This window comes from Mycobacterium nebraskense (genome assembly GCF_002102255.1).
GTDB classification, from domain to species: domain Bacteria; phylum Actinomycetota; class Actinomycetes; order Mycobacteriales; family Mycobacteriaceae; genus Mycobacterium; species Mycobacterium nebraskense.
This window is the reverse complement of the sequence record NZ_LQPH01000170.1, coordinates 1-1,444: the sequence shown is the minus strand read 5'-3', so window position 1 is coordinate 1,444 and position 1,444 is coordinate 1. Positions and strand designations below refer to the sequence as shown.

The 1,444-nt window shown below is 67.7% G+C and carries 1 protein-coding gene; it reads right to left on the bottom strand.

All coding sequences use genetic code 11. The features are described from left to right. Nucleotides 1–58: 58 nt before the first annotated feature. Nucleotides 59–1,369 carry an HNH endonuclease signature motif containing protein gene (locus tag AWC17_RS26090; protein ID WP_085165434.1) on the bottom strand — a complete coding sequence of 437 codons (1,311 nt, stop codon included), beginning with the start codon at nucleotides 1,367–1,369 and terminating at the stop codon, nucleotides 59–61. Nucleotides 1,370–1,444 lie beyond the last annotated feature (75 nt).

Sequence of the window (1,444 nt, the reverse complement as noted above, 5' to 3'; positions counted from 1 at the left end):
GCCACATAATCACCGCAGAACACCTGCTCACCAAGCACATTGGGGATTCAGACCCCACTTAGCGGGGGGAACTTCGGTCTAAGTGCGGCGGCGGGATCCATTCGGTGCGCCCGTCAGCGAGTGTCCTGGTCCGCCAGCCCTTTTCGATGAGCTTGTGGTGCGGCGTGCAGGCGAAGGTGAGCTTGTCGGCATCTGTCAGTCCGCCGGTGGCCCACTCGTCGAGATGGTGGACCTCGCACCAATAGCCCGGCGCGTCGCAGCCGGGATGCGTGCAGCCGCGGTCCTTCGCGTACAGAATGATGCGCTGATCGGGCGTGGCGATTCGCCGCGACCGGCCGAGATACAGCGGTCGGCTGGTGTGTTCATCGAACACGGCCAAATAGTGGTAGGCGTGGGTTGCCATCCGGATCACGTCGCGCATCGGGAGCACAGTTCCGCCGCCCGTGACCGCCCGCCCGCTGGCGGCCGTCAGCTCTTGCAGCGTGGTGGAGACGATGACGGTGACCGGTAACCCGTTGTGCGCGCCCAGTTTCGGATCGCCCAGCTGGCCGCGGACCAGCGCGTTGAGCGCGTCATGCTGGCGCTGCGCGTGGCTGCGCAAGTCGCCGCTCTCGGACTCGTCGCTGGGTTCGCCGTCGACGCAGGGCTTTTCACCGTCCGGGTTGCACATGCCGGGGGCCGCGAATCGCGCCAGCCAGGCGTCGAGATTGGCCCGCAACTCCGGGGAAGCGACCAGCTTTCCGATGCTCATCCCGTCGAGACGCTGGCCGCTCCAGGTGAAGCCGCGCTGCCGCGCGCGGTCCACGTCGGAGAATTTGCCGTCGGGGTTGATTCGCAGCGCGCACCGGTGCGCGACCTTTTCCAGTTGGTCGGGGCGCAACTGCATCGCCTGCCGGGCCAGGAAACTTTCGGCCGCTTCCACCGTCTGGGCGGGTACGGCGCCCGGAAGTCCGCGCACGAAGGCCTGAATCACCCGCAGGTGCTGGCCGTCGAGGGCGCCGTCCCGCCAGGCTTCGGCGGTGGCGGGCAGCTCCGGTGGTACCTCCTGGCCGGTGAGGGTCAGGCTCGGCGAGAGCTGTCGGGCGTCTCTGAGCCGCCGGCACGCCTCGGTGTAGCTGATCCGCAACCAGTCGCCGATGACCTTGTGGGCCGGCCCGCCGATGTCTGCGGGATCCTCCTGCGCCAGTCCCGCGATCAGGTCGTGACTCGTCGCAACCTGGCGTCGGCGCGAGGTCTCCGTCCGTTCCAGCACCCGCAGCCGGACGGCGGGGCTCAGCACGTCGAAGTTCAGCCCGCGCACCGCAGCATCGGCCGCGTCCAGCGCGTCCAAAGCCGCGGCCACCTCATCCGGCATCTCCATCGAACGCATGTACTGCTTATCTGCTTAAGTGGACTTACGCTGGTCGGTGTGGATTTTGCTGGTGTGAGTCCGGTTGGCGGGATG

What these genes read in the sequence shown, in the direction of transcription:
- AWC17_RS26090 (WP_085165434.1), bottom strand. Translation starts at nt 1,369, where the DNA reads ATGCGTTCGATGGAGATGCCGGATGAGGTGGCCGCGGCTTTGGACGCG.